Source organism: Acidovorax sp. (genome assembly GCF_047607405.1).
Taxonomy (GTDB): Bacteria; Pseudomonadota; Gammaproteobacteria; order Burkholderiales; family Burkholderiaceae_C; genus Acidovorax.
On record NZ_JASGDA010000123.1, the window covers coordinates 22,266 to 39,576 of the forward strand.

Annotated in this window: 30 protein-coding genes; 8 read left to right on the forward strand and 22 right to left on the reverse strand. The window is 65.7% G+C overall.

The features are described from left to right. Positions 1-289: 289 nt before the first annotated feature. From QM569_RS14745 to QM569_RS14850, 22 genes are all read right to left on the reverse strand, one after another. Positions 290-709, reverse strand: a complete 420-nt coding sequence (locus QM569_RS14745) for a Mor transcription activator family protein (RefSeq protein WP_414987992.1) — start codon at positions 707-709, stop codon at positions 290-292. A 6-nt stretch (positions 710-715) separates the two neighbouring features. Continuing rightward, positions 716-1,009, reverse strand: coding sequence for a hypothetical protein (locus QM569_RS14750; RefSeq protein ID WP_414987993.1), 294 nt, complete (start codon positions 1,007-1,009; stop codon positions 716-718). Then, positions 1,002-1,700, reverse strand: coding sequence for a hypothetical protein (locus QM569_RS14755; RefSeq protein ID WP_414987994.1), 699 nt, complete (start codon positions 1,698-1,700; stop codon positions 1,002-1,004). Before QM569_RS14755 ends, QM569_RS14750 begins: the two co-directional genes overlap by 8 nt. Then, the gene (locus tag QM569_RS14760) at positions 1,693-2,178 is read right to left on the reverse strand and encodes a phage protein GemA/Gp16 family protein (protein WP_414987995.1); all 486 of its coding nucleotides are present in this window, start codon (positions 2,176-2,178) and stop codon (positions 1,693-1,695) included. The genes QM569_RS14755 and QM569_RS14760 overlap by 8 nt, the downstream gene beginning before the upstream one ends. Positions 2,179-2,190: 12 nt before the next feature. Beyond that, positions 2,191-2,484, reverse strand: coding sequence for a hypothetical protein (locus QM569_RS14765; RefSeq protein ID WP_414987996.1), 294 nt, complete (start codon positions 2,482-2,484; stop codon positions 2,191-2,193). Positions 2,485-2,491: 7 nt separating this feature from the next. Next, on the reverse strand, positions 2,492-3,475 hold the full coding sequence (locus QM569_RS14770; RefSeq protein ID WP_414987997.1) for a phosphoadenosine phosphosulfate reductase family protein: 984 nt from the start codon (positions 3,473-3,475) through the stop codon (positions 2,492-2,494). Beyond that, positions 3,472-4,017, reverse strand: a complete 546-nt coding sequence (locus QM569_RS14775) for a DUF2786 domain-containing protein (RefSeq protein WP_414987998.1) — start codon at positions 4,015-4,017, stop codon at positions 3,472-3,474. Before QM569_RS14775 ends, QM569_RS14770 begins: the two co-directional genes overlap by 4 nt. Beyond that, positions 4,014-4,340, reverse strand: a complete 327-nt coding sequence (locus QM569_RS14780) for a hypothetical protein (protein WP_414987999.1) — start codon at positions 4,338-4,340, stop codon at positions 4,014-4,016. Before QM569_RS14780 ends, QM569_RS14775 begins: the two co-directional genes overlap by 4 nt. Further along, a complete protein-coding gene (locus QM569_RS14785) occupies positions 4,337-4,780 on the reverse strand; it encodes a hypothetical protein (protein ID WP_414988000.1) in 444 nt (147 codons plus the stop codon). Before QM569_RS14785 ends, QM569_RS14780 begins: the two co-directional genes overlap by 4 nt. After that, entirely contained in the window at positions 4,767-5,027 is a 261-nt protein-coding gene (locus QM569_RS14790) for a hypothetical protein (RefSeq protein ID WP_414988001.1), read from the reverse strand. The genes QM569_RS14785 and QM569_RS14790 overlap by 14 nt, the downstream gene beginning before the upstream one ends. Before the next feature lie 13 nt (positions 5,028-5,040). Next, on the reverse strand, positions 5,041-5,286 hold the full coding sequence (locus QM569_RS14795) for a hypothetical protein (protein ID WP_414988002.1): 246 nt from the start codon (positions 5,284-5,286) through the stop codon (positions 5,041-5,043). Next, positions 5,264-5,494, reverse strand: a complete 231-nt coding sequence (locus QM569_RS14800) for a hypothetical protein (RefSeq protein WP_414988003.1) — start codon at positions 5,492-5,494, stop codon at positions 5,264-5,266. The genes QM569_RS14795 and QM569_RS14800 overlap by 23 nt, the downstream gene beginning before the upstream one ends. Then, entirely contained in the window at positions 5,491-6,003 is a 513-nt protein-coding gene (locus tag QM569_RS14805) for a host-nuclease inhibitor Gam family protein (RefSeq protein ID WP_414988004.1), read from the reverse strand. Before QM569_RS14805 ends, QM569_RS14800 begins: the two co-directional genes overlap by 4 nt. Positions 6,004-6,033: 30 nt before the next feature. Beyond that, positions 6,034-6,513 carry a hypothetical protein gene (locus QM569_RS14810; RefSeq protein WP_414988005.1) on the reverse strand — a complete coding sequence of 160 codons (480 nt, stop codon included), beginning with the start codon at positions 6,511-6,513 and terminating at the stop codon, positions 6,034-6,036. Next, complete coding sequence (locus QM569_RS14815) at positions 6,506-6,724, reverse strand: hypothetical protein (RefSeq protein WP_414988006.1); 219 nt, start codon at positions 6,722-6,724, stop codon at positions 6,506-6,508. Before QM569_RS14815 ends, QM569_RS14810 begins: the two co-directional genes overlap by 8 nt. Beyond that, positions 6,721-6,954 carry a hypothetical protein gene (locus QM569_RS14820; protein WP_414988007.1) on the reverse strand — a complete coding sequence of 78 codons (234 nt, stop codon included), beginning with the start codon at positions 6,952-6,954 and terminating at the stop codon, positions 6,721-6,723. Before QM569_RS14820 ends, QM569_RS14815 begins: the two co-directional genes overlap by 4 nt. Next, entirely contained in the window at positions 6,951-7,379 is a 429-nt protein-coding gene (locus QM569_RS14825; protein WP_414988008.1) for a hypothetical protein, read from the reverse strand. The genes QM569_RS14820 and QM569_RS14825 overlap by 4 nt, the downstream gene beginning before the upstream one ends. Then, a complete protein-coding gene (locus QM569_RS14830) occupies positions 7,376-7,960 on the reverse strand; it encodes a hypothetical protein (RefSeq protein WP_414988009.1) in 585 nt (194 codons plus the stop codon). Before QM569_RS14830 ends, QM569_RS14825 begins: the two co-directional genes overlap by 4 nt. Positions 7,961-8,010: 50 nt before the next feature. Continuing rightward, entirely contained in the window at positions 8,011-8,730 is a 720-nt protein-coding gene (locus QM569_RS14835; protein ID WP_414988010.1) for an AAA family ATPase, read from the reverse strand. 87 nt (positions 8,731-8,817) lie between these two features. Next, positions 8,818-10,647 (reverse strand): transposase, encoded by a 1,830-nt coding sequence (locus tag QM569_RS14840; RefSeq protein ID WP_414988011.1) that lies wholly within the window; start codon positions 10,645-10,647, stop codon positions 8,818-8,820. 12 nt (positions 10,648-10,659) lie between these two features. Next, positions 10,660-11,310, reverse strand: a complete 651-nt coding sequence (locus QM569_RS14845) for a BRO family protein (protein WP_414988012.1) — start codon at positions 11,308-11,310, stop codon at positions 10,660-10,662. Positions 11,311-11,347: 37 nt separating this feature from the next. After that, complete coding sequence (locus QM569_RS14850) at positions 11,348-11,557, reverse strand: DNA-binding protein (protein WP_414988013.1); 210 nt, start codon at positions 11,555-11,557, stop codon at positions 11,348-11,350. Positions 11,558-11,647: 90 nt separating this feature from the next. On the opposite strand from QM569_RS14850, the gene QM569_RS14855 reads away from it, so the two are divergent. From QM569_RS14855 to QM569_RS14890, 8 genes are all read left to right on the forward strand, one after another. Next, positions 11,648-12,109: a hypothetical protein gene (locus QM569_RS14855; RefSeq protein WP_414988014.1), complete on the forward strand. Its 462-nt coding sequence runs from the start codon at positions 11,648-11,650 to the stop codon at positions 12,107-12,109. Between the two features lie 276 nt (positions 12,110-12,385). Further along, the gene (locus QM569_RS14860; protein WP_414988015.1) at positions 12,386-12,988 is read left to right on the forward strand and encodes a hypothetical protein; all 603 of its coding nucleotides are present in this window, start codon (positions 12,386-12,388) and stop codon (positions 12,986-12,988) included. A gap of 210 nt (positions 12,989-13,198) precedes the next feature. After that, positions 13,199-13,891, forward strand: a complete 693-nt coding sequence (locus QM569_RS14865) for a glycoside hydrolase family protein (protein WP_414988016.1) — start codon at positions 13,199-13,201, stop codon at positions 13,889-13,891. A gap of 119 nt (positions 13,892-14,010) precedes the next feature. After that, complete coding sequence (locus QM569_RS14870; RefSeq protein WP_414988017.1) at positions 14,011-14,640, forward strand: hypothetical protein; 630 nt, start codon at positions 14,011-14,013, stop codon at positions 14,638-14,640. Further along, the gene (locus QM569_RS14875) at positions 14,616-14,927 is read left to right on the forward strand and encodes a hypothetical protein (protein ID WP_414988018.1); all 312 of its coding nucleotides are present in this window, start codon (positions 14,616-14,618) and stop codon (positions 14,925-14,927) included. Before QM569_RS14870 ends, QM569_RS14875 begins: the two co-directional genes overlap by 25 nt. A 5-nt stretch (positions 14,928-14,932) precedes the next feature. Continuing rightward, positions 14,933-15,430, forward strand: a complete 498-nt coding sequence (locus QM569_RS14880; protein WP_414988019.1) for a DUF1804 family protein — start codon at positions 14,933-14,935, stop codon at positions 15,428-15,430. An 8-nt stretch (positions 15,431-15,438) separates the two neighbouring features. Continuing rightward, complete coding sequence (gene terL, locus QM569_RS14885; RefSeq protein WP_414988020.1) at positions 15,439-17,133, forward strand: phage terminase large subunit; 1,695 nt, start codon at positions 15,439-15,441, stop codon at positions 17,131-17,133. Continuing rightward, positions 17,130-17,309 (forward strand): hypothetical protein, encoded by a 180-nt coding sequence (locus tag QM569_RS14890; RefSeq protein ID WP_414988021.1) that lies wholly within the window; start codon positions 17,130-17,132, stop codon positions 17,307-17,309. The genes terL and QM569_RS14890 overlap by 4 nt, the downstream gene beginning before the upstream one ends. Positions 17,310-17,311: the final 2 nt, after the last annotated feature.

Consider the following 17,311-nt stretch of genomic DNA (forward strand, 5'->3'; position numbering starts at 1 on the left):
TTGGTACCGGGTGGGCTCAGCGTGACAGGAAATGGTTTCAGGGCCTTGTAGCCCGGCTTTTCATTGGGGTGGGCCCGGATTCGCTACCTGCACAGCGAGGCTTCTTTAGAACACCTATAGACCGGCTTACCCTTGAGGCGAGGTCGGACGTTTAGAGGTTGGACAAAAAAGGCACGTCCGACCTTAAATATTTCAATGAAATCAAATGGTTAGTGCGTAGAGCGCTACGGTTATCCACAACGTCCAACCTCGCCAAGGTCGGACGCCTTTAAAACCCTTTAGAAGTTCTTTAGAACAACATCGCCTGCCTTCTATCCACAGGCGCCGTGACACCCGCAGCGGCCACGATGCGCTCGATCTGGCGCTCGGTCAGACCATATTCGGCCGCCAGTTCACGGGCGGTCTTGTGAGTGGCGTAGGCGCGGGCGATGCGGGCATTTCGCACGGCCAGGATGGCCTGCTCAGCCTTGGGCAGAAGGAAGTGCTCCTCGGCGCCATAGACCTCAGCCAGCGCGAGCAGGTTGTCGTAGCCGATGACCTTGGCAAAGGGGTGATCCGGCCGCGCCCGGGCCGGGGTAGGAATGAAGATACGCAGGCCGCCGTAGGCACGCACGAAATCGAGCGTGGCAGCGAGCCCGATGATGCGCTCGAAGCCCCGCAGCCGCTCGGGCAGCAGATCGATTTCGAGTACGTCAGCTAGGTCGCTCATGTGGATTTAAACAAGGGCGCGTTGCAGCGCCTTGATGGCATTGGTTAGGGCCGATGCGGCTTCGGCGGGCAGGGATTCGTGGTGCTCGTTCACCTGGGACAGCTCGGCCAGCGCATGGCGCACGGCGGCAGCCAAGACTTCGCTGGTGGCCGAGCGGGCCGCCATATCCAGTAGCGCGAGGATGTTGAGCGGGTGCGCCACGGCATCCACGAAGGGGCCGTAGTGGCGGTTGCAGGCATCGCGGGCGTCTATGGCTAGGCCGCGCAGCCACTTGCGCTCCTCGTAGGTCAGATCAGCCACGTTGCGGCCCGTCCTTCGGAGGGTTGTGTCCGCGCTGGTGCATGCAGAAGCACAGCATCGCGTGGGCGTCCACGAACTTGCGGAACGCCTCGGGCGGGATGATGGCTGGGACACCTTCGGTGGACTCGTCGGGAATGGCGGCCTGGTGCAGTTCCGTCATGGTGCGCTTGGCGTCTTGGAGCAGCTCGCGCAGCTCATCGATCATGGCTGACAGGTGGAGGTTGGCGGCCTCAAGGCCGGCGATCTCGGCTTGGGTGGCTCCCAGGTTTCCAATGGCGATCTGGAATGTGTCCTGGCACTTCTCAGCCAAGGGCTGCGGGATCATGCGAGCCTCGCCGCCATCGGGGCAGCAGTCGCGGTATTTGCTTTCGACCACGCCCACGCTGCCGCAGCCTGGGCAGTAGCGAACCAATGGCTCCGATGGCAGGTCGGCCGATATGAGCAGCCTGCGCAGCGCCCATTGAGCCTTTCCATAAGGTGCCGGCGCGTAGCCGGGCTTGTCATCGGGCAGTTCGTCCAGAACGTCGATGGCCTTCTCGACGTCATCGAAGTCCTGGCTGCTGATGCTGTGGCAGCGGCCATCATCGCCCTCGAATTCCTCGGAATCGTCAAAGGCGCGGAACGTGACGCGGGCAAGTTCGATCAGAGCGCGGATCACGCCCACCTCCGCAGGAGTGAGCAGATCAGCCATGGTGTGCACCTCCTGCGGCCTGCGCCCGCTTCGCCCGATCCAGCATGGCCTTGAGGGCTTCGATCACCTTGGAGGCTTCGAGCGTGGGCAGGAATTTCACGTCGGCCACGCCGGTGCCGGTGGTGCGGCCGACGAATGCGAGCAGCGCGGCGGGGCTGGGGTCGCGCAGACCGCCGTGCTCGCCTACCTTGCGCCAAAGCCACTTGATCTTTGCGGCTTGGTCGAAGGGTTGGAACTTGGCAGCCTTCGGGGCGTAGCCGAGAGTTGCCATGTGGGCCAGCACCTTGCGGCGGCCCGCGGCGTCCAGCTCGGATGAGCTGCTCTTGCCGGTGAGGTTGCGCAGGTGAAAGCGGTAGTCGTCATCGCTCCAGCCGAGGAGCGTCTTGCCCTGGTGGATGTGGCCCAGCTCGCGCTTGCGCTGGGCCTGGACGTTGTCCTCGTTGGTGTGCGCTGTGAATCGGCGGGTGGTGGTTGTCATGGCTCGGGGCCTTTAAACGATGGAAGTGAACAGGCTGCGCTGCCGCTCGGCGGCGCTGTGGGACAGGTGGCACGCGGGGCACAGGTGCCGGTTGGGGCCGATCTGACGGGCATGGACCTCGCACAGCGGCGCGTCGCAGGTGCCGCTGCGGTTGGCGTTGTTGGGGCCGTCGCACAGGTAGGCGCTGGGGGCCATGCAGACCTGTTCCTTGCCGCTGCTCGGCCAGCAGAAGCGAACGCAGCAGGGCGCGGGCAGGCGAGTGCCCTTGACGTGGACGATGCCGGTCTTGAGGCGGTAGAAAGGCATCACCACCTCACTCGCAAAGGCCGAAGGAAGACGAACACGCGGCGGGCTCTTCGGACGCTGCCAGCAGGTCGAACTGGCGACCACCGCGCGAGGTCATGGACCACTCGACCACGCCGTGGATGGTGCTGACCTGCCCGCTGTGCCCTTGCGTGCCCCGGTGGAAGAAGCTCACGGGCGACCCAGGGCGGCACACCATGGACACCAGGCGCTCCATCTCCGCCACGCGCTCGATGTGGTGCGGGAAGCGTTTGGCAATGGCGCGCAGCTCCAGCTTCGAGCAGTTGACGCAAGGCATGCAGCCGACGCGCTCCATGTCTTGCAGGTAGAGCGGATTGGGCTTGACCCCCGCCAGCTCATGGGCCTTGAAAACGTCCTGCACCAGCCAGCGCAGGATCGGCCGGTAGATGAACAGCCCGCCGCCCACCACCTCGAATGATCGCACGCATGCGCCCGTGCCTTGCAGGCGCGTGCGGCGGGCATCGCTCTCCTGAATGCGCACGCCCTGCCAGCTCCAGACCGCATGCCCCTGGTCGATGAAGCCCATGGCGTGCTCGGTCAGCGGAATCGTCTTGAGGTATTCGGTGCAGTACTGGCGCTTGCGGCTGGGAAAGCCGCCGCGCAGCAGGCACAGGTCCAAGAAGGGCACGCCAGTGGGGTGCAGCAGCTCCAACGCACGCGCGGCGGCCTCGGGCGTCCAGGGGTAGTCGAACTGGCGGCCGCCATACACGGCGGACTCCGGCTCGCCCGCAGCGATGCGTGCCAGGTTGGCACGCTTGACCTCGAATTCGCGGGTGAAGTCGGCGCGCACCACGGCAACCTCGATGCCCAGCTCCTGGGGCAGATAGCCCAGGGCGTATTCGTAGGTGGCTTCGTGCTCATTGCCCGTGTCGGCGAACACGGCGCGCACGTTGTCGTGGCCGTGCTGCTCTAGTGCGAGGATCAAGGTGGCGGTGCTGTCCTTGCCGCCTGAGATGGAGACAAGGTGGATCATGTGAGCAGTCCTTGCGCGGGAATGCCGCCCACGCCACGATGAAAGCGATCCACGAGCAGCTCTGCGCCCTGCACCCAGCCCATGGCGAAAGCATCGCCACGCGCCGTCTTGGTGATGGGCTTGCAGTTCTTGGGCTGCTTGGCGATGTGGGCCAGCCGTGCCTTGGCGCACTGGCGCAGCAGCACTTCGCAGGCATAACCCGCCACGGTGGGAGCGGCGTGCATGCCCACGAACACCCAATGGCGCGAACGCACGAAGTTGCCCGCGTCGTTATAGCGGCCCTCCAGTTGACCGAAGGTCTCGCAGCCGAAGGCTTCGGCGATCATGCCGACCAAGCGCAGTTCCCAGGCGTTGGCGGCGGTGGTAGTCGCCTTCACCATGACTTCATTCACGTCGGCCAGGGACACGTCCTGCTCGCGCAGGCCGTGCTCGCGCATCAGGGCCTGGGCCTGGCGCAGTGCTGCGGCGGCTTCGTGCTCACTGGCGCTGCGGCTCAAGGCCAAGCACTTCTTGATCTTCTTAAGGGCGTCATCGCGGTTCATGCTGCTGCCCCCGCTCTGAATTTGCGCGCCACTTCCTGGCGCTTGAGAGCAAGCACCTCTGCAAAGCGCGCACCATACGCAGCCCGCAGGTGGCGGTATTTCGCCACCGCATCTGCCATCGACCATTTCTGCAGGACGATGGCGCAGCCGCTGACCGGATCGGACACCGACCAGCAATCGTCATATTGCGCGGGCCAGCGGCCCTTTGGCCCACTGGCAAAGACTGCGCGGTGCACGACCGCGCCGCAACGCAGTTGCCAACCTGTCACGATGACGGTGTATGCACCAGAGCGGATGGAAGCCCCGAAACTGACTTTCTTCATGGCCGCACTCCTGCGCGCTCGCGCTCCAGCGCGCGGCCCTCTTCCTCGCCTGCCACGTAGATTCGCTCCAGGGCCATGTAGGTGACGGGGGCCGTGGTGTGCAGGATGTGGCTGCCCATCGTCAATGCGACGAAGTCACGGTCGAGGTGGTGCACGATGACGGCGCGGGCGCGCTGCTCTCGGGCGCCTTCAGCCTCGGCTTCGGCCTCGCGCAGCGCGGGGTGCACTAGCCAGTTCCAGATACCGAGCAGCGAGGTGACGGTGAAGCCGATCTGCTGGGCGAAGAAGAACCAGTGGTCGTTGCGGGCGCCGAAGATCAGCCAGCCGATGTTGCTGACGAACCAAGCCACGAAGGCCAGGCCCGCGTAGCGGCTCTTGGTGGCGAGCAGGATGGCGCCGAGCAGCCACAGGGCTGCGGAGAGCATTTCAACGTTGTGCACGGCGCTGCTCCTTTTTCCAGCCCTCGGCGCGCGTCCAGCGCGCGAGCACACCGATCAGCGGGTCAATGGCGATGATGCGGAACGAAGCGTTGCCGCTGTCATGGATTCCGAGGAAGTGGACGTTGTTCATGACTTCGTCGGTCACATGGTCCTCGGCACCGTCAAAGGTGATGACGTCCTTCCAGGCCCCGGCCGTGTTGGCCTGGAGCTTCATGGGCTTGGACGCCTTAGGCTTTGCTTTGGGCATGGGTGGTGCTCCTTTAAACGTCGGTGGGGCCGACAACCCGCTTGAGGCTGCAGTGCAGGACGTGACCGTTCCCCTGGTCGATGTCCAGCGTGTGGCCGCCCAGGCAGTTGAGGCCGATGACGGTGCGCAGCGCGATGTCCAGGGCTCCGTGAACCTGGGCCGCTTTCAGGGTGTTGGCCGCATCGCTGCTGAGAACGGAGTTGGCGACCTCGGCGATGGTGGCCTTGCGGTGCATTTCAGGTGTGGGCTTGGTGGGCATGGGAATCCTTGCGTTGGTGCTGGTTGCAGATGGAGAAAGCAGTGGTGCCGAAGCCCCCGGGGATGCAGCGCAAGCGGTGGCGGTCGTTGAGGGCACCGCTGGGCTCCACGCTCCGGGCCTGGACGCAGTTGCCGCAGCCGTCGCGCTGGGTGTGGTACAGGTAGCCCATACGCTCTTGCGCGCGCTGCAGGGGGCTGCTGCGGCTCACTGCTGGGCCTCGATGGCGAAGGGCGTGATCGTGAAGTCCTCGACGCCCGAATTGATGGTGATGCCCGCGATGCCGCGTACCGCGTCGGGCTCGTTCAACATGGCCTCTTTGTTGGGCTCTTCCTTGACGCGCACGAAGCGCTCCAGGCCCATGCGCTTGAGCGTCTCGATCACCGTCTCGGCACCGCGCACGCCGATGCTCGGGGGGCGCAGGCGCCACTGCACTTCGCCGGTGATCAGGTTGGCCGTCTTGCCGCTGCCGCACAAGTCTTTGCGGTTGGCCTCGCACCAGGTCTGAATGCCAGCCTGGAGCGTGTCTATGCGCTCTTGGATGGACTCCAGCTTGGGCGTGGCCGCCTTGGTGATGCGCGCGATCTCATCGTTCATGTCGGCCTGCACGCGCATGAAATCGCGCTGCAGGTCGCCCAGCTTCTTGATGTCTGCCTGGCAGTCGGCCTTGGACTGGGGCGCGTAAATAAAGGCTTTGGCTTTGAGCTTCTTGGTTGCCATGGTGAATTCCTTCTTGTTGGTGTTGGCGAATCAGTGAATGGGCGCACCCTGCGGTGCGGTGGATGCGGCCTCGCTCCTGTAGTCGCGGCGCTGGCCCATGTGCAGGCTGGGGTGGCGCTCGTAGTCCAGCGCGCCGGGGCGGTAGGTGGGCTTGGGCGGCGTGTAGAAGGTGCGCATCACGTCGCGCTGCGGCGCTTGCACCACAGGCGCTGGCGCGGCCTGGACCATCGGCGCGGGCGCCGCCTGGGACGGGCTGGGGGTGACAGGCACCAGGCCATCGCCGGGCAGCACGTGGCAGCGGGTGGTGTAGGCGTACACGGTGCCCTCGCGCTGGTGCTGGGTTGCTTCCAGGAAGCCGCCGCGCGCCAGGGTGGTCAGGTGCTCCTCGATCTCTGCCAGGCCGAAGACGCCGTCCCACTCGCGCGCCACGCGCAGCAGGCTCCACCAGCCGCCCGCGCGTGCGATGCCGCGCCAGATGTGGCCGCAGGAAAGTGTGATGCCTTTAGCCATGGCTGCGCCCCCCTTGGGCGACGGTGAGGCCGCGTGCGCCCTGGAACCAGGCGTAGTCGATGACGGCGAAACGCAGGGCCTCGCGGCGAGCGATGCCGAAGCCGTTCTGCAGGCAGCGGGCGCGGCGCGTGATCCAGCGCAGCGGCGGGCGCTGGTAGTCGGGTGCCGCAGCAGCAGCGGTGGCCGTGGTGGTGGCTACTGCGGCGCTCATGACGACAGGCCCTTCCAGAAGCTGGTGGCGCGGGTGGTGGAGCTGATCTGGCGTGCCTGCAGCGCGTCCAGCTCGGCGCGCAACTGGGCCATGTGCTCGCGGTGCAGGGCGCGCTCGCGGTCCATGAGGGTGCAGACGCGGCGCAGGCGGTGGTCGAGCCACGCTTCGCGCAGCGCGTGGGACAGGCCCACGGGGCCGCCCTGGATGTAGATCTTTAAAAAGCTGTTCACGGTGTCTCCTGAATGGGGATGGATCTCTTTGGGCGGGGATGGGGCTCGCGCGGTACGGGCGGCGCGCTGGCGGCCTTGTGGGGGCACTGGCGGCATGCCTGCCAATGCCTAGCGGCGCTGGGCGTGGTGGGCACGCTGCCGTGGGCACGTGTGCGGCATTGCTCGGCGGTAATCACCTGCGGCTCGCCCCCGGCCTCCTCGGTGAGGTGCGGGCAGACGTAGCGGCCAAAGGTGTGCAGCACCTTGTCGGCCACGTGGGCGGTGCTGGCCTTGCCCTTGCCGTACTCGCCCCCGCCGTTGAGCACCTGGCTCAAGGTGGCCGGGCTGATGCCCAGCAGCTTGGCGATCTGCACGCGCTGCTGGCCCTCGGTGCGTGATTTGAGAAGTGCGAACCATGGTTCCTCCATGTAGGCGGGCAGCGTCATTCGGCGGCAGCTTTGCGGTAGCGGGCGGGCACGTCCCTGACGTGGGCGAAGTCGGTGGGGTGCATCTGCCCCGCGCCTTGGGGCGGGGGCCAGCGGCCCAGGTCGGTCAGCAGCACGTAGCGAACGCGCCCCGCCTCGCGCTTGTGGGCCACCGCCACGGCCTTGGGGGCGTGCTTTGCCCAGGCCGCCAGCAGCGCGCCGATGCGCTTGGTCTGCGCGGCGAAGTCGCCACCCGCGTCGCCTGCGTCGATCAGCGTCTCGGCTGCTTCTGCTGCGGTGAGGCGGCGGCGGATGCGCAGCAGGTTCCACAGCCGCACGGGCAGCGACTGCATGTCGGGTGTGGGGCCGCCAGGCATGGCCCGCAGCGCGGCCTTGGCCGCGTGCATGCCCTGGGGCGTGACGTGCCAGCGGTTGGTGTCCGCCTTCCAGGTGCTGCGCAGGTACGTCTTGGAGCGCACGAAGCCGCGTTGCTGCAAGTCATTGAGTGCCAGCTCTGCAATGCCCTGCGGAAAGTCCAACTGCGCATCGGTGGCCCAGGCGCTCACCTCCTGGGCGGTGACCACTTGGGCAGGGCTTTTCACGTTGCGAGCGAGTGCCGCCAACGCGGGGGGAACAAACCATTGCCAGGGCATCACACACCCCTGTTTGCAGCCAGGTGGCCGTTGAAGTCCACGCACAGCGAGCGGCCCTTGACGTGGGCCACGTCCACCTCGGCCCAGCTATTGGCCTCGGCCCACAGCTCGATGTTGGCGATGGCGTTGAGCACGTGGCGCATGCGGCCCTTGCTGTCGCGGTGGATCTGCTCCACCAGGGCGGGGGTCAGCGCCACCTCGGTCTTGGCCTTGCACGCGGCCTGCACGTCGGCCAGGCCCAGGGGATGCAACTGCACGATGCGGGCCACGCGGCTGGCGATGTGCTCATAGCGCTGCACGATGGCCGGGAAGTTCTCCATGCCGATCAGGAACACCATGGTGCCGGTGGTGTCGGAGATGTCGCGGATGGTCTCCAGCTTGGCGGCGCTCTTCATGTCGGCCAGGTAGTCGGCCTCATCGAAGATCAGCGTCTGCATCGTCTGCGTGAGGTGCTGCTTGATGCGGTTCTCGACATCCTTTGCCGAGCCGCGCAGCGACAGGCCCAGGGCCGTCGCCACGTCCTCCAGCATGGTGCGCGGCGTCCAGATGCGCAGGCTGCGGATGAACACATGGCCGTTCTCGCTGGCCCAGCGCTCGGTCAGCTCGGACTTGCCGATGCCGTACTTGCCCTGGATCAGCACCAGGCTCGCCTCGCGGGCACCTCGGCGGGCGACGATCTTCTCGGCCTCTTTGAGGAGGCGGAAGTTGGCGGTTTGCACGAATCCTTTTTTCACCTTACATTCCCTTTCGCTATGGGTTTGGGTCTCATCAATCAACTCAGGCACGCTCTGTGACGGCTGCAACCGTCACAGGGCACTCTTAAAACCGGGCGCGTTCTCGCCCGCGTCACTCCACTCCAAGCCCCGCGCCGCGTAGTAGTCGGCCAAGCCCTCGTAGTCGCTGCTCGCCACGTACTGGCGCAGCCATGTCTCGTCATCCGCGTTCCACTCGCTGCGATGGGCCAAGAGCCACTCGTAGCGGTCGCTGGAGGTGTCGAAGAAAGGTCTGCCCGAGGCCGCTTGCGCGGCCTCGCCCCCGGAGGAAGAGCTGGGGAGGAGGGAGGGAGAAACCTCCGGGGCGGAGGGCACCACCACGAAGGGGGTGCTGGGCTCCGGCAGAAAAACGGTGTCGTCGGCCTCGACCGTGGGCCGCAGCTCGCGCAGCGCCGTGTCGATCTGCTGCTGACGGCGCTTGATGGCGGCCTGCACGCGCTTGTCCTTCGCCATGTCGATAACGGGCGTGGGGAAGAAGGCGCGGCTGCTGGCGTCGAAGCGGGCATCGCACACGAACTCGCCCGCCAGCGTGTAAACCCGCACGAAGCTCGGGTCGTGAATGTCGTACCGCACGCTGACCTGGTGGCCGTCCACGTCGCGGCCCTGGTAGGTGGCGAACTGGCGGGCCAGGTTGATGCCCAGCGTCTGGTGCACGCGCTCCACAATGCCGTGGCCCTGCGGCTTGCCGGGGATGCCGGTCTTGTGCGTGATGCCCAGCCGGGCGCAGAAGCCGTCGATGGGGCAATCCATCTGCTTTGCCGTCTCGCCCGCGCCGTTGTCGCCGTACAGGATGGCGGGTGGCCCCCACAGGCCCACGCCATAGCGCAAGGCATCGCCCACGGCACGCACGTTCTCCGACAGGTTGACCGACCAGCCGGTGAGGAAGCGCGTGCCGCCGTCGATGCAGATCGTCAACTCGGGCGCGAAGGGCGCGCCGTGGTCGGGGTGGCGCACCTTGGCCTTCATGGTGTGGCCGTCGATCAGCCACACGTCATTGGCCGCGAGGTTGCTGGTGTCGCGCCATTTAAAGGGCAGTTGCGCATCGCGCTGCGCGCCGGGGGCGTGGCGGGCCTTGATGAGGGCAGTGCTGGCCTCGGGGCTCTTGCCCAGCTTGTCGAGGGCGCGGCGGGCGCGGGCGTAGAGGGCGCGCCAAGTGTCGAAGTCGCGGCCCAACTGGCGGGTGACCTCTTTGGCCGCGCCTGAGAGCTTGCGGAAGCGCGCATCGCGGCTGTGGTACAGGCCCAGCACGGCGGCCACGTCCTGCTCCACGTCATGCAGGGAGGGCTCGGGCGCTGGCGCAGGCAACAGGCCCCACCAGCCTTCGGCGCGGTAGATGCCCAGGTAGCGCTCCAGCGTGCGGGCGCTCACCTGGTCGGCGCGGGCGCGCTGGTTGGCCTTGCGGGCGGTGGCTTGCAAGTCGGCGCTGGCCTGGCCGGTGGCGAGCTGCAAGGCCACGATGGCGCAGGCGCGCTTGATGCCGTGCAGGGGCTCCAGGTCGAGCACCATGTTGACCAACACCATGCGGGCGTCTGCCGTGGCCTTGTCGGTCAGGCTGGGCGGGCGGCGCTTGGGGTCGGGCGTGGGGGCCAGGGGCGCGGGCAGCGGCTTCTCGGGCGGGGCGAAGGACACGACCGGCGCGGGGTCTATCTGCGCCAGCGCCGTACTGCCCGCCGTGGCAATGTGGCGCGCAGCCAAGGCAGCACGCAGCTTGGCGGGCAGCGCGGCACAGTCATATTCCAGCCCACCGCCCTTGGCCTGCCGGGGGCGGCTGGGAATGGCGTGCTTGTGCAGCCACTTGCGAATGCGCTGCTGGCTGGTGGGTAGGCCACCGAGGCCTGCGAGTTGAGCGGGGTTGAGCCACATGGTGCATGCCCCTCAATGCAGGTCGCGCAGGATCAAGCTGATGGTGGCCTGCGAGCGCCCCATGTGTCGGGCTATGGCCGACTGGCTTACGCCCTGCGCCTTCAAGCTGCGCGCCAGCTTGATCTCGTCCACCGTGAGCGGCTGCGGCTTGTTGCGCTTGCGGCCTCTGATCTGCTCCTCCAGCAGTTGCACCAACCGCGTTTGCGTGGCGTGCAACTGGCGCAGCAGCGCCACTTCGTCAAACAACTGCTGCGGCACGCTGGCACCAAACAGGTCGCCTTGCTGCGGCGCGGCCTGGGCGGCGCGGGCGGGTTGGGCCTGGGCCTGGGCCTTGCCCTCCAACACGTCCAACACCCAGCGGCGGAAGCGCTTGGCCGGGGGCGTGCTGGCGAACATGCCCAGCAGGTAGGCACCGCGCAGGGAGAAGATGCGGGTTTCACGCTGCAACTGACCGCCGTTTTGCGAGACCGTCAAATTGACGGTCTGGGACATTTCTGCGGAAAACTCATCGGCATTACGTCGGTAAATGCCGCTGACGGCATCCTCGCGGGCATAGCCCAGGGCCGTGGCAATCTCTGGGGCTCGCAGCCAGGGCTGACCGTCGCGGTCCACCACCGTGAAAACGGTGTCGTCGAAAACCAAGGGTTGAAGGGCGCTCTTCATGCCAGAATTCCTTATTGATGTGTAGTAATTGGCTGGCTCAAGGCTTGGCCTTGGCGGGTGCAGGCTTGAGGCCCAACTTCACGGCGATTTCGTGAGGCAGGCCGCGCTTGCAGGCGGTGAAGCCGTTGAGCACGCGGTACACGTCGGAGCGGCGGTAGCCGTTCTGGTCGGCCCACTGCGACACAGGGATGCCTTGATCGGCGAAAGACGCCTTGACCTGTTGAGCCTTGGCTTGGATGGGGGTCACGTTGTGGCTCCTTTCTTTACAAGTACGCAATGGTATTTGAAATACATAAGCGTATTTTAATTACGTTAGCGTACTCGTCAAGAGGTGCCCATGAATTTCTTTGAAGAAGCCACGCTGCGGCTCAAGCAGCAACTGGCAGTGACACAAGACAAGGAAGTAGCCAGCTACTTGGGGCTTTCTCCAAGAGCGTGGGCTGGCCGCAAGCAGAGCGCAAACTTCCCCGAGGTCGAGCTGTACGCCTTGGCGGCGAAACGCCCTGAGCTGAAGATCAATGTGGAATACGTGCTGACGGGCCGTGCGCCACAGCCCATGACGGCGCAAGGCCGTGACGACTATCTGATGGGTGAACTGGCAGCGGTGAAGGTCATGGTGCAGGCGCTGTTGCAGACCCACCCGCACGCTAAACAGGCGCAGGACGCCTTTGTGCGAGAGATCAAGGCAATAGAGGCCAGCTTGGCAGGCGAGTCGCCGTCAGACGACTTTCTGCGGGGCCTGCATGACGGTGAGACGGCATTCCGCCTGCTGCCTATTGAAGCCAGGAAGAAATCTTGAGCCTGCGGCTGCAGTCAAGCGCAAACCCAAGGCCGCGTGATGCGGCCAATGACATAACTGAAGGAGGGATGAAATGGCTACCAAAGACAATGACCGAAGCAAGGCGCCTGACTCGGGCCGCAAGAGCAACTCCGGTGTTGAGCGGCTACGCGAGTCAGTCCGCCACCCCAGCTTGGAGGACTGGAAATCGCCTCCAAATGGAGGTGGGTTTAGAGTAGAGCCCATCGCACCGCGTGAAAACGTCACGCCGCCCCCACCCAAAAAGTAGGAGCCTTCATGTCCACCGGCGAGAATCCCGAGCGCGCCAAATACCTCTGGGATCAGCAGGATGCATTGCTGGATCGCTGCGAGCTGTCTGCCAGATACCACGGCAAGCGCGAGCGCTTTCTTGGTGGAGTGGAGCGCCTGCTGCAGGCGGTGACGGCCATTGCGGCCACCTCCGCGTTTGCCGATATCGCGGGCAAGACGTCGGACTGGGGAAGGTGGTTCGCGTTGTTGGCTGCGGTGGCGTCCATCCTGCCGCTCGTGTTGGGGCTGTCCGAGCGGGCGCGATTGCATGGTCAGCTCAAGGCGCAGTTCAAGTCCATCCTGGCAGATATGTACGTGGTAGGCGTGGAATGGACCGAAGAGCAACTTTCTGCCTTCAAGGGGCGGGTGGCGAAGGCCGAGTCGGACGAGCCTGCTTCTCTTGCCGCCCTCGTGATTCATTGTCAGAATGAGATTGCCGTAACCCGTCACCAGAAGTTCTATCCACTCAAGTGGTGGGAGGTGGCGTTGATGCACTTTTACGGATTCAATGGGGCGCGAATCGTGGCGCGTGGGCCACGTGAATCGGCCCCTTTGTCTGCCCAGCCGCGTCCGCCAGTGGCCCCTTCCTGATTGATTAAGGCCAGCTATGCGCTGGCCTTAATTTTTTGCGCGCATGCAGTGACAGTGGCGGCCACACCTGGCATGCCATGAGCGTGGCACGAGCGCGCCCATGTTGACCGTGCAAGCCGGGCCGTGCTACCGTAAAAAAGCACTCCAATCGATTTCGGGCCGACACATGTCGGCCTTAGTTTTTTGTGCCCCCGCGATGACAGTCGCGGCATGGCTTTCACTCCCCAGTCTTTCGTTCTCGCGCTGCTCGTCCTCATTGCAGCGGCGACGATCCGCCACCAGGGCCGCCTGAGCGCGGCGCACGGCAAGGGCCGGATGCGCGGCGCTGTCAGCCCGCGCATGCTGGTCGCGGGGCTGTCGCTCTCCTTTGCCGCGTTCGTGGGTCTCGCCGTGCATGAGAACTACACGAACACCGCCGTCATCCCCACCCAGGGAGACAGGCCTACCGTGGGATTCGGCTCCACGTTCCACGAAAACGGATCGCCCGTGAAGATGGGCGATACCACCACGCCCGTGCGGGCGCTCATCAAGGCGCAGGCGCACATCAGCCGCGAAGAAGCGGCGTTCCGCGACAGCCTACCCGGCGTGGCCCTGCACCAGGGCGAATACGACCTCTACATGGACTGGGTCTATCAGTACGGCTCGGGCGCCTGGCTGAAATCCGGCATGCGCCGCGAACTGCTCGCCGGCCGCTATGCCCCCGCATGCGACGCGCTGCTCGACTATCGCAAGCTCACCAGCCGCCGCAAGGAAGGGCCGGGCTGGGTGATCAGCCAGCGTGACGCGCAGGGCGCTCCCGTCCGGTGGGAGTTCGACTGCTCGACGCCCGGCAACAAGGTCTGCCGTGGCGTGTGGACACGCCAGCAGGAGCGCCACAAGAAATGCATGGAGCTGCAGCCATGAAGCGCGCGTTCAAAGTCCTCGGCGTGATCGCAGCCGTGGCGCTGGTCTGCGCGGCCGGGCTGCTCGCCTACGTCTACGCCACGCTCTGCACAGGGCACCCGCACGGGATGTGCTGACGCATGGCCGCTCGACTGCTCTCCGCACTGCTGCTGGCCCTTGCGCTTGTCGCGGGCGGCTACTGGTGGGGGCGCACCGCCACCGACAACGCCTGGGCTGCACGCCAGGCCAAGGCCGCCGACAAGGCCCGCATCGAACTGGATCAGGCCAACGAACGCGCCGACCAGGCCGCAGCCAATTACCTCACTGAACACCTCGACCAGGAAGACCGCTATGCCGTCCTCGAATCCAAGTACTGCGAGCTGGGCCGCCGTGTCCCTCTTGTGGTCTATCGGCCTGTTCCTGCTGTTGCTGCCTGCGGGAGTGAAGCGCGGCCTGCGGTCGAGCGGGCTGCGAATGGCGATCCTGGCGCTGGCGGGCCTGCTCTCACTCTCGCTGCTGTCCGCATGTGGAACGGCGCCCTCACGGCCACCGACGCGCCAGCCGGTGCCTGCGGCCTTGCTGGTGCCCCCGAAGGAGCCGACGCCGCTTGTGCCGAGGACTCCGGCCTCACGCTCCAAGACGCCTGGGACAACCACGCCGCCAACGCCAAGAGCTGCGCCCAAGACCGGCAGCGCTACCGCGCCCTGATCGACCACCTCAAACAACCCGAAGGAGAAGGCGCCCCATGGCCCTCGAAAAAGACGAACTGATGCTGCTCGGCAAGATCGACGGGAAGCTCGACGGCATCACATCGCACCTCAACCGTCAAGACCAGCGCATGGACAGCATGGAGCGGCAACAGAGCGAGCGCATGAACAAGCTGGAGGCGAACATGGCCGCGCAGAACAAGGCGCTAGACACGCGCCTGCGCAAGGTCGAGCAGCGCGCTGCCGTCTATGGCGCCTTCAGCGGATCGGCCGTGTCCATCGGCGTGGCCCTCGCCATTGAAGGCATCAAGCAGTACATGCGCGGCGGCGGCTCCGGCCTGGGGAACTGATCGCGATGGCCCATCCAGGAGAGAAGCGCGCCCAGCTCAAGGGCTTGTATGTCTACCAGCGCCAGCCGATGGAGACCGCGTGCGAGAAGCTGGGCGTACCGCGCAGCACAGCCAATCGTTGGAAGAAGGAAGCCCTTGCCGAGGGCGACGACTGGGATTTCCTGCGCGCCGCCACAGCGCTGGGCGACGAGAACTTCGCCTCGCTCTCCAAGAAGCTGCTGGAAGACTACCTGGTGCAGCACCAGTCCACCATGGACCTGCTGCGCGATGCCACGGACATGGGGCCGCTGCAGCGCGCCGAGACGCTCTCGCGCATGGCCGACAGCTTCAACAAGACGATGGCCGCGTTTAAACGGCTGGCGCCTGACCTGGATCGCCAGTCGGTGCAGATCGACGTGATCCAACGCTTTGCCGCGTTCGCCAAGGCGCGCTACCCGCAGCACCTGGCCGCGCTGGTGGAGATGCTGGAGCCCTTCGGCGAAGAGCTGGCGAAGGGGGCGTGAGGTAGTCCATGGGCCGCGCCAGCACCGCCAAGAGAAAGGAGTTCGCCGAGCACATGGCTGCGGTGGCGGACACCCTGCGCCGCCAGATCGATGCCAACCTCGACGGCTGGGACGTGAGCCCCGAGGCCACCGTGGCGCGCCGCATGTGTGTCATGGACCCGGTGTCGGGCTTCGAGTACTGGGATCGGCACTACTTTCCCCACTACGGCACCGCCGAGCCCAGCGAGCTGCACAAGTACCTCTACAAGCGCCTGCCGGAAATCCTGCTCTCCGAGAGCGGTCAGCGCGACGCCATTGCCGCGCCCCGCGGTGAGGCCAAATCCACCAAGATCAGCATGTCGTTCGTGCTGTGGTGCGTGGTGACCGAGCGCCTCTGGTATCCCGTCATCATCATGGACGTGTTCGAGCAGGCCGCCGAGATGCTGGAAGCGATCAAGGCCGAGCTGGACGCCAACCCGCGCCTCGCCAGCGACTTCCCCGAGATGGCGGGCCAGGGCCGCGTGTGGCGCAACGACGTGATCGTGACGCGCAACAACCGCAAGGTCGAGGCCTTCGGCAGCACCAAGAAAATCCGGGGCCGCCGCCATGGCCCGCACCGTCCCGACCTGGCGGTGATGGACGACATCGAGAACGACGAGAACGTCGCCACGCCCGAGCAGCGGGACAAGAAGCAGAAGTTCATCACCCGCAGCGTGTTGAGCCTGGGGCCACCCGACGATTCCATGCACGCCATCCTCGTAGGCACCATCCTGGCCTACGACTCGGTGCTGTCGCGTTTCCTGCGCAACCCGATGTGGAACAAGGCGACGTTCCGGGCCATCATGAAGTGGCCGGATCGCATGGATCTGTGGGAGCAGTTCGAGGAACTGCTGCTCAATGCCGAGACGCCGCAACGGGGCGAGGCGGGAGCCATGGCGTTCTACAACGAACGCAAGGCCGAGATGGACAAGGGCGCGGCGGTGAGCTGGCCCGCTCTGCGCCCCCTGGTCAAGCTCATGATCAAGCGGGCACGCGAAGGCCACGATGCCTTCGACAGCGAGCAGCAGAACAACCCGAGCGCAGGTGAAGATGCCCCGTTTGCCAACAGCATCCACTTTTGGGTCAACCGGCTGAAGGACTGGCGCTTCTATGGTGCCGCCGATCCTTCCTTGGGAAAGAAGGGCAAGAGGGGCGGCAAGAAGAGCGACCCAAGCGCGTTGCTGGTGGGAGGCTACAACCGCGAGACGGGCATTCTCGATTGCGTCGAGGCACTGATCCGCAGGCGCACGCCCGACCGCATCATCAGCGACACCATCGATCTGCAGCGCGAGTACTGCTGCATCGTGTGGGGCTTCGAGAGCGTGCAGTTCCAGGAGTTCTTGCGCACCGAGCTGGTCAAGCGCAGCGCGCAACTCGGCGTGCCTGTGCCGGCCCGCGCCCTCACGCCCATCGAAGACAAGGAACTGCGTATCGAGGCCCTGCAGCCGCACATGCACAACGGCCTGATCCGGCTGCACCCGGATCAGACGACGCTAATCGCCCAGTTCAAGCACTTCCCCGAAGCCGACCACGACGACGGACCCGACGCCATGTGCATGTTGTGGATGTTGTGTGTGACGGGCGGCGTGGCCGCCATGGCTCAGGGCGGCAACACCCAGCAACCCAAGACCGCGCGCGAGCGCTACGCGCGCAAGACGGCGCGCATGTTCCGGAGACCCTCATGAACGAAGAAAAACAACAGCTCCTGCTGATCCGTGGCGCCATCTACGCCTTGCCCGAAGCTGATCGCCACGGTGTGGAACTGGCAGCGGCCAAGCTGCGCGAGGTGGTCGTGCTGCACAACGACCACGGCCGCCTGGCGCTCGCCCTGGTCGGTGCCGAGCTGGCTGCCGAGGATTGACC

Excerpts from the sequence above, each read along its gene's own strand:
- QM569_RS14845 (WP_414988012.1), bottom strand. The coding sequence starts at position 11,310 with ATGAAGAGCGCCCTTCAACCCTTGGTTTTCGACGACACCGTTTTCACG.
- QM569_RS14770 (WP_414987997.1), bottom strand. The coding sequence starts at position 3,475 with ATGATCCACCTTGTCTCCATCTCAGGCGGCAAGGACAGCACCGCCACC.
- QM569_RS14810 (WP_414988005.1), bottom strand. The coding sequence starts at position 6,513 with ATGGCTAAAGGCATCACACTTTCCTGCGGCCACATCTGGCGCGGCATC.
- QM569_RS14865 (WP_414988016.1), top strand. The coding sequence starts at position 13,199 with ATGGCTTTCACTCCCCAGTCTTTCGTTCTCGCGCTGCTCGTCCTCATT.
- QM569_RS14840 (WP_414988011.1), bottom strand. The coding sequence starts at position 10,647 with ATGTGGCTCAACCCCGCTCAACTCGCAGGCCTCGGTGGCCTACCCACC.
- terL (WP_414988020.1), top strand. The coding sequence starts at position 15,439 with ATGGGCCGCGCCAGCACCGCCAAGAGAAAGGAGTTCGCCGAGCACATG.
- QM569_RS14870 (WP_414988017.1), top strand. The coding sequence starts at position 14,011 with ATGGCCGCTCGACTGCTCTCCGCACTGCTGCTGGCCCTTGCGCTTGTC.
- QM569_RS14855 (WP_414988014.1), top strand. The coding sequence starts at position 11,648 with ATGAATTTCTTTGAAGAAGCCACGCTGCGGCTCAAGCAGCAACTGGCA.
- QM569_RS14805 (WP_414988004.1), bottom strand. The coding sequence starts at position 6,003 with ATGGCAACCAAGAAGCTCAAAGCCAAAGCCTTTATTTACGCGCCCCAG.
- QM569_RS14890 (WP_414988021.1), top strand. The coding sequence starts at position 17,130 with ATGAACGAAGAAAAACAACAGCTCCTGCTGATCCGTGGCGCCATCTAC.
- QM569_RS14765 (WP_414987996.1), bottom strand. The coding sequence starts at position 2,484 with ATGCCTTTCTACCGCCTCAAGACCGGCATCGTCCACGTCAAGGGCACT.
- QM569_RS14860 (WP_414988015.1), top strand. The coding sequence starts at position 12,386 with ATGTCCACCGGCGAGAATCCCGAGCGCGCCAAATACCTCTGGGATCAG.
- QM569_RS14775 (WP_414987998.1), bottom strand. The coding sequence starts at position 4,017 with ATGAACCGCGATGACGCCCTTAAGAAGATCAAGAAGTGCTTGGCCTTG.
- QM569_RS14795 (WP_414988002.1), bottom strand. The coding sequence starts at position 5,286 with ATGCCCACCAAGCCCACACCTGAAATGCACCGCAAGGCCACCATCGCC.
- QM569_RS14875 (WP_414988018.1), top strand. The coding sequence starts at position 14,616 with ATGGCCCTCGAAAAAGACGAACTGATGCTGCTCGGCAAGATCGACGGG.
- QM569_RS14780 (WP_414987999.1), bottom strand. The coding sequence starts at position 4,340 with ATGAAGAAAGTCAGTTTCGGGGCTTCCATCCGCTCTGGTGCATACACC.
- QM569_RS14790 (WP_414988001.1), bottom strand. The coding sequence starts at position 5,027 with ATGCCCAAAGCAAAGCCTAAGGCGTCCAAGCCCATGAAGCTCCAGGCC.
- QM569_RS14815 (WP_414988006.1), bottom strand. The coding sequence starts at position 6,724 with ATGAGCGCCGCAGTAGCCACCACCACGGCCACCGCTGCTGCTGCGGCA.
- QM569_RS14755 (WP_414987994.1), bottom strand. The coding sequence starts at position 1,700 with ATGGCTGATCTGCTCACTCCTGCGGAGGTGGGCGTGATCCGCGCTCTG.
- QM569_RS14745 (WP_414987992.1), bottom strand. The coding sequence starts at position 709 with ATGAGCGACCTAGCTGACGTACTCGAAATCGATCTGCTGCCCGAGCGG.
- QM569_RS14825 (WP_414988008.1), bottom strand. The coding sequence starts at position 7,379 with ATGACGCTGCCCGCCTACATGGAGGAACCATGGTTCGCACTTCTCAAA.
- QM569_RS14760 (WP_414987995.1), bottom strand. The coding sequence starts at position 2,178 with ATGACAACCACCACCCGCCGATTCACAGCGCACACCAACGAGGACAAC.
- QM569_RS14880 (WP_414988019.1), top strand. The coding sequence starts at position 14,933 with ATGGCCCATCCAGGAGAGAAGCGCGCCCAGCTCAAGGGCTTGTATGTC.